Here is a 7,337-nt window from a genome sequence, read left to right on the forward strand (position 1 = left end):
TTGCGGGACAGAAGGCGGAGCAGAAATGAAAGCTAGCTCAACGTTTGGGAAAAGCGATGTCATCTTTAATAGCGCCAAACACGGACAGCTTGTAGAGACGAAACCTTCCTTTAGCGGGGGCATTGCTTACTTCGGTCCAGGGGCTGAGGATGATGGCGTGAAAGAGGCAAGACAATGGCTCGATAGTATTATTAATGATACCGAGCCTCTCGTAAAACCAGAGCAAGCTTATGTGGTCACGCAAATTTTAGAGGCGATCTATAAGTCGGCTGAAACGGGCAAAGTTGTAGAATTTGAATAAAGTTTCAATTCATTTAACGGAATAACAATATAAAAGGGAGCCTTTCCATCAGTGGGAAGGTTTTTCCGCTAGTGAGAGGGAATACGTTAATGTCTGAATATGATAATCGTCCTAGGAGGCAGTAATGACATGAGTGATAATTGGACTGAAACAAAATTGGAAACGATTACATATGTAAAAAATGAAGGTGGCCCAACACTCGGATATTCAGCTAATTCAGGCGTAAATATTATAGTGGAAGATGGTTTTGCATTTAAAGACCTCAATAAGGATGGGAAGCTGGATAAATACGAGGACTGGCGCTTGCCGGCAGAAGAGCGAGCAAAGGATTTAGCCACAAAAATGTCCATCGAGCAAATTGCCGGTTTGATGTTGTACAGCGCACATCAGGCTGTTCCAGCTTCACATGGCTTTTTCACCGCCTCTTATAATGGCAAGCCCTATTCGGAGAGCGGTGCGAAGCCGCATGATTTGTCCGATGAACAAATAAAGTTTTTAACCCAAGACCATCTGCGGCATGTGCTCCTTACTTTTGTTGAAAGTCCGGAGATTGCTGCTCATTGGAACAATAAAGTACAAGCCTTGGCCGAAAGTACAGGTTTGGGCATCCCGGCGAATAACAGCAGCGATCCGCGCCATGGGTCCGATGCGAGCAAGGAATATAATGCAGGGGCGGGAGGCGCAATTTCCATGTGGCCCGAAACGCTGGGGCTTGCAGCAGCTTTTGATCCTGAGCTTGTTCATCAGTTTGGGAAGATCGCTGCTAAGGAATACAGGGCGCTTGGCATTGCAACCGCTCTTTCTCCCCAAATCGATATCGCGACCGAACCAAGATGGTCACGCTTCGACGGCACGTTCGGAGAGGATTCAAGACTGTCAGCCGATTTGGCAAAAGCCTATGTCGACGGATTTCAGACCTCGTTTGAAGAAGAGTCTCCATCAGACGGCTGGGGATCAGGAAGCGTAAATGCGATGGTCAAGCATTGGCCGGGCGGCGGTTCGGGCGAAGGCGGCAGAGATGCTCATTTTGGATACGGCAAATTTGCTGTATATCCAGRCAACAACTTCGAGGAGCATCTGATCCCGTTCTTGGACGGCGCATTCAAGCTCTCAGGAGGGACGGAGAAAGCATCGGCCATCATGCCTTATTATACGATTTCCTATAATCAAGATCAGGTGAATGGCGAGAATGTCGGCAATGCTTACAACGCTCACATCATCGGTAACCTGCTTCGTGATAAATATGGCTACGATGGTGTCGTGTGCACGGACTGGGGAATTACGGACGATGAAGGCACTGATATTACACGATTGTTTCCAGGAGGACGTGCATGGGGGGTTGAGGAAGGTTATACCGTTTCGGAGCGTCATTACAAAGCACTTATGGCCGGAGTAGATCAATTCGGTGGAAATAATGATGCGGGTCCTGTCATTGAAGCTTACCATATCGGTGTGGCAGAGCACGGTGAAGCTTATATGCGAGCAAGGTTTGAGCAGTCAGCGGTAAGGCTCTTGAAGAACATGTTCCGCGTCGGCTTATTCGAGAACCCGTATTGCGATCCAGAACAAACCACTCGCATTGTCGGCAATGCTGAATTTATGACAGCAGGCTACGAAGCGCAGCTCAAATCACTCGTTTTGCTTAAAAACAAAGGAACCGTTCTCCCGATACAGAAACTGAAGACGGTCTATATTCCTAAACGCTACAGACCAGCAGGTACCAATTGGATCGGATTCCCGACTGCTGCATTTGATGGATATCCCGTCAATATGGATGTTATACAGAAATATTTCGAGGTAACGGATGACCCGGAGATAGCTGATTTTGCAATGGTGTTCATTACGGGGGCAGATTCCGGCAGCGGATACAGCAAGGCAGATGCTGAAGCAGGTGGAAACGGTTATGTTCCGATAAGCTTGCAATACACCTCGTATACCGCAGAGCATACTAGGGAAATTAGTATAGCCGGTGATGATAGAGATGTGTTAAACCGCTCCTATAAGGGGAAAACGGTAACGACCACAAATGCTTCGGACTTGGAGGCTGTACTGAGAACGAAAGAGGTTATGAAAGGCAAACCTGTCATTGTGTCGCTGCAATTATCGAAACCTTCTATCGTTGCAGAATTTGAAGCAGAGGCCGATGCAATCATTGCTGCATTTGGGGTACAGGATCAAGCGATTCTAGATATTATTACCGGTGAAGCAGAGCCTTCAGGGCTGCTGCCGATGCAGATGCCTGCGAATATGAAGACCGTTGAGGAGCAGCTGGAAGATGTTGCACACGATATGGAAGTACATGTTGATTCCGAGGGGAACGCTTATGATTTTGCATATGGCTTAAACTGGAGCGGGATTATCGTGGATGATAGGACGAAACGCTACGGCAAGAAAAAATAGTTTGATAACGTGCGGCCGGGGATTAATCCCCGGCTAATAGTTGTATATAGCTCTATTTTTTATTTAAGAGGCAAATGGGGGCTTAGCAAATCTTGAAATTACTTAATCGTTCTCTCTTTAATTCGCTTCGATTTAAGCTGGTAACAGGGCTTATGCTTATTATGATTCCGATGGTTTCCTTTCTTATTTATAACAATTTGTATTCCATTGATGTCGTTCGTAATCAAGTGGCGCAGTCCAACAGCAATATGCTTAATCTATACATGGGTTTGATTGACACGACGCTTGAGGATATAGATAGCTACATGCTCAAATTTACTGCGGAAGAATCCGGATTGAATATTCTCGATAGTCTCCCAGAAGCAGATGTAGATTTATACAATTTGCAGCGAATTTGGCTATTTACAGAGTTAAGAGACAATGCGACTTATTATAAAGCATTGGACTATTTTTTTATTTATTCACCCTTGAATCAGGATTTGTTGTTCGCGCCTAAACTGACGGGCTCTGCTTATACCAACAATGATTTCATCAAGGAAGGAATTGTTGCGCTTCTGAACGATGAACAAGCGATGAAAAGCTATCAGTACGATAAATGGTCTGTGCTGAATTTGAAAGAACAAAACTATTTGCTGCATATGATTAAGGCTGGCAACCTGTACATTGGGGCAGGGGTAAATGTGGACGGAGTTATGGACCCGCTGGACTTTCTAGACCTCGGATCGGAAGGCAGGTCGCTGCTTGTTGATGAGAGCAATAGACCGCTACAGGACGAGGACTTTTTCGAAAAAAATAAAATCGATTTATCCTATATCTCTAAGACGTATCAGCTTTCCGGCGCAGACAACAATTACCTCGTCATGGGCGAAAAGTCAGGCAAAGGTGAATTTGGATTAGTAGCTGTCGTACCCGAGCAAAATATTTTGGAGAAGCTTCCTTATCTGCAAAGAATCATTGTGCTTATTGCGACAGGCTCGATTCTCATTCTAGTGATTGCTTTGTATTTTCTGCGTAAAGTGGTCCTGCTGCCGATCAATCGAATTATTGTCGCCATGCGCAAAATCAAAGAAGGTTATATGGAGGCAAGAATACCGAATAAACCGACCTCCAATGAATTTGAGATGATGAATGAAACGTTCAACAGCATGGTCTGCGATATTCAACAATTGAAAATTGACGTATATGAGGAGCAATTGATTAATCAGAAAGCAGAGCTGAAACAGCTGCAGCTGCAAATTAACCCTCACTTTTTTTTGAATAGCTTGAACATCGTCTATTACTTGGCGCAAGAGAAGAAGTACGAATTAATACAGGAGCTGTCCCTCTCCTTGATCCGCTATTTCCGGTTTATGTTCCGCAGCCAGACGGATTACGTGCTTCTGCAGGATGAGCTTAATCATAGTGAAAACTATTTGAAAATCCAGACCTTCCGCTTTCCCGGAAGCTTTACGTACGACATCACTGTTGATGGCGAGCTGAGGGAATGTTACATTCCTCCGTTAATTATCCAAAGCTTTGCCGAGAATACGATAAAACACGCAATTAACACGGATGAGCCGACTCATATTGCGATCACGATTGGAAGATGCGAATTGATGCCAGAAGAGAGATTGCGAATTCAAATTCATGATACAGGCCGCGGTTTCTCCGAGGAGGTCTTGCAGAAGCTGCAGCAGGAAATTAATTTAATGAATGAAGATGGCGAGCATATTGGCATTTGGAATGTAAGACGCAGATTGCGGCTGTTATACGGGGACAAGGCGAGCATGGCTTTTTATAACGAAGATGGTGCAGCAGTTGAAATAACGATGCCTTTAACGAAAGAAATGAGGTCGTGAATATGTACCGTTTATTAATCGTTGATGATGAGATCTTTATCGCAAACGGCATTAAATCGAGTGTGAACTGGAGAGAGCTCGGCATTATAAGTGTCACTCTCGCACATAATCTTCGGCAAGCGAAGGAGGAATTTAGTCTTCAGCCATTTGATATGATGATTTGTGATATAGAAATGCCGCAGGGCAGCGGACTGGAGCTCTTTGAATGGGTACGTGAACAGTATCCCCAAACCGAATGTGTTTTCCTTACCTGTCACGCTGATTTTCAATATGCGAAAAAAGCTCTTCAGCTTGGCAGCTTCGAGTATTTGTTGAAGCCCGTTCCGCATGATGAATTGAAGCTTGTGATGACGAAGCTAATCGAGAAAATCAGGAAGGAGCGGGAATCGGCAACGATGGTGGCTGAGCGTTTCTGGCAGGATGTACTGAAGCAAGCCATTCCGTCTAATCAGGATAAAATGTTGGAGGTTATCGGCAAGCAGAAGCTTCCGTACACGAGGTCTATGACATTTCTGCCGGTTCTTATCAGTATCGAGCATTGGGAGAAATCATTAACCGCCCGTGATCTGCAAATTATGGAGTATGCGCTCCACAACGCCCTTGAGGAGGTCGTTATTCAGCGTGCTGCTAGTGCACAAATCGTCCGGATGAACGCTGATTACATGCTCATTGTGTTTGCACAGGATGTTATGCAAACAGAAGATGGCAAGCTTTTTAGCAAAGAAATCAAAAGGCGCTGTCAGTCTTTTATTGAGATGAGCAATCATTATTTATATTGTCACGTGTCCTGCTATATAGGCAAATCGGCACAAGTCCATGAAGTGCGCGATATGGTGGAAGGCTTGATCGCTTTTAAAAAGAATCAAGTTAATATGGCAGACTGTGTGATGTTCATCGATGATCCAATAAAGAAGGAATCGCAGATTCCAATGCCGCCCATGAATGTATGGTCGGAGCTCATTAAGCAAGGAAATAAGAAAAAGGTACTCGATGAATCGCAGCAGTTTTTGGATTCATGGAAACGAATTGAGTGCTTAGGCGCCAAAAGGCTGCAGCAATTTTATCAAAGCTTTCTGCAAATGGTTCTGCATACGCTGCATGAGCAGGGGCTGCGCGCGGATGAAATCTTTTCGGATCATTTGACGCCAGAGCGTATTTTGTCAGCGACACGAAGCGTGACGAACCTTCAGAATTGGGTGCGGGATGTGCTTGAGAAGGCGCTCGTCCATATGGAAAAGCTGGATTCGACGGAGACGGTGGTCGAGAAGATCAAGCGCTACATTGCGCTTCACATCGATGAGGAGCTGTCCAGACAATATATCGCCGATTATATTGGGTTAAGCCCTGATTATATCGTTAAACTGTTTAAGAAAGAGACGGGGCTCTCGATATCCGATTATATTTTGAAAGAAAGAATCAATCTTGCAAAGGAGCTGCTCGCAAGAACCGATACTACGATCAGCAACGTCGCACTCGCGGTTGGCTTCTCGAATTTTTCGTATTTTTCTACGTTGTTTAAGAAAGAAGTATCGATGACACCCCAGTATTATCGCAAAGGCTGTCCGTCCAAATAAACGATGCCGTTAGAGGATTAGAGACCCTCTGACGGCATTTTTCTTTTCCCGTTTATGATGTCGGAAACTCGAAAGTCGGATGTCGGATTATTAGTAGTGGCTCTATTTTGTTTGCGCTACTATTAGTTAAGCAACATATTAAACGAAGCCAAAGGTGGTTGAGACCCGTGCAAGCAAATCCTGAGACGTCACCCTCCAATATGAAGCAGGTCTCATTGAAGACGAAGAAGAAAGCAGCATTCGCATCGGAGATGAGAAAGGTTAAGAAATACCGTGCCCTCGTGCTGATGGCGCTGCCCGGCCTATTGTACCTGCTGATTAACAACTATTTGCCGATGTTCGGAATCGTGATCGCATTTAAGGACATCAATTTTGCCAAAGGAATTATGGGCAGTGACTGGATTGGCTTTAAAAACTTTGAGTATTTGTTCAAAACAACGGACGCTTACATCATTACAAGAAATACGCTGCTTTATAATATTACCTTTATCCTGCTGAATACGGGGATTGCATTAGCGCTTGCGATAATGCTTAATGAAATTCGCAAACGTTTCTTATCAAGGCTGTATCAGACGCTAATCCTGCTTCCCTTTCTAATCTCGATGGTTATTGTCGGCTATCTGGTGCTCGGCTTCCTCGATGTTGAGAACGGATTCATGAACAAAACCTTGCTTCCGACGATGGGGCTTGATCCTATCTCTTGGTACAGTGAGACCAAGTATTGGCCATGGATTTTGACGCTCGTAAGCGTGTGGAAAGGCGTAGGCAATTTGTGCATCATTTATTTGGCAGCGATCATCGGCATTGATAACGAGTATTACGAGGCAGCAACGATCGATGGAGCTAACCGGTGGCAGCAAATTACGAAGATTACGCTACCGCTCGTATCGTCGGTTATTACGATTATGACTTTGCTTGCCATTGGACGAATATTCTACTCCGATTTCGGCTTATTCTTCCAAGTTCCGCTTAACACAGGCGCGCTGATGCCAGTTACGAATACGATTGATACCTATGTTTATCGAGCATTGATTAACCTCGGCGACATCGGGATGTCCTCGGCCGCAGGTCTGTACCAAGCATTGGTCGGTTTCATTTTGGTCATTTTATCGAATGCTGTCGTACGAAAATACAACAAAGACAACGCGTTGTTCTAGAGAGGGAGATGTATTATGCAAGCATCGGGGAAGCTCTATCAATGGATCATTAACATCGTTATGCTAG

5 protein-coding genes are annotated in these 7,337 nt (G+C 44.8%); all 5 read left to right on the top strand.

Going from position 1 to position 7,337, the window contains the following annotated elements:
* Positions 1 to 301: Gfo/Idh/MocA family oxidoreductase (locus AC1DSE_RS26425; RefSeq protein WP_477528444.1), on the top strand; the 301-nt coding region annotated here is incomplete at its 5' end.
* Positions 302 to 430: 129 nt separating this feature from the next.
* Positions 431 to 2,701, top strand: coding sequence for a glycoside hydrolase family 3 protein (locus tag AC1DSE_RS26430; RefSeq protein WP_477528445.1), 2,271 nt, complete (start codon positions 431 to 433; stop codon positions 2,699 to 2,701).
* Between the two features lie 92 nt (positions 2,702 to 2,793).
* Positions 2,794 to 4,539 (top strand): sensor histidine kinase, encoded by a 1,746-nt coding sequence (locus AC1DSE_RS26435; protein WP_441884949.1) that lies wholly within the window; start codon positions 2,794 to 2,796, stop codon positions 4,537 to 4,539.
* A gap of 2 nt (positions 4,540 to 4,541) precedes the next feature.
* Positions 4,542 to 6,113, top strand: a complete 1,572-nt coding sequence (locus AC1DSE_RS26440) for a response regulator (protein ID WP_339204804.1) — start codon at positions 4,542 to 4,544, stop codon at positions 6,111 to 6,113.
* Positions 6,114 to 6,364: 251 nt separating this feature from the next.
* Positions 6,365 to 7,270: an ABC transporter permease gene (locus AC1DSE_RS26445; RefSeq protein WP_441884992.1), complete on the top strand. Its 906-nt coding sequence runs from the start codon at positions 6,365 to 6,367 to the stop codon at positions 7,268 to 7,270.
* Positions 7,271 to 7,337 lie beyond the last annotated feature (67 nt).

The sequence above is a fragment of the Paenibacillus sp. 01L418 genome (assembly GCF_056400045.1).

Coding starts and splice junctions, on each gene's coding strand:
- AC1DSE_RS26440 (WP_339204804.1), top strand. CDS start 4,542: ATGTACCGTTTATTAATCGTTGATGATGAGATCTTTATCGCAAACGGC.
- AC1DSE_RS26445 (WP_441884992.1), top strand. CDS start 6,365: ATGAGAAAGGTTAAGAAATACCGTGCCCTCGTGCTGATGGCGCTGCCC.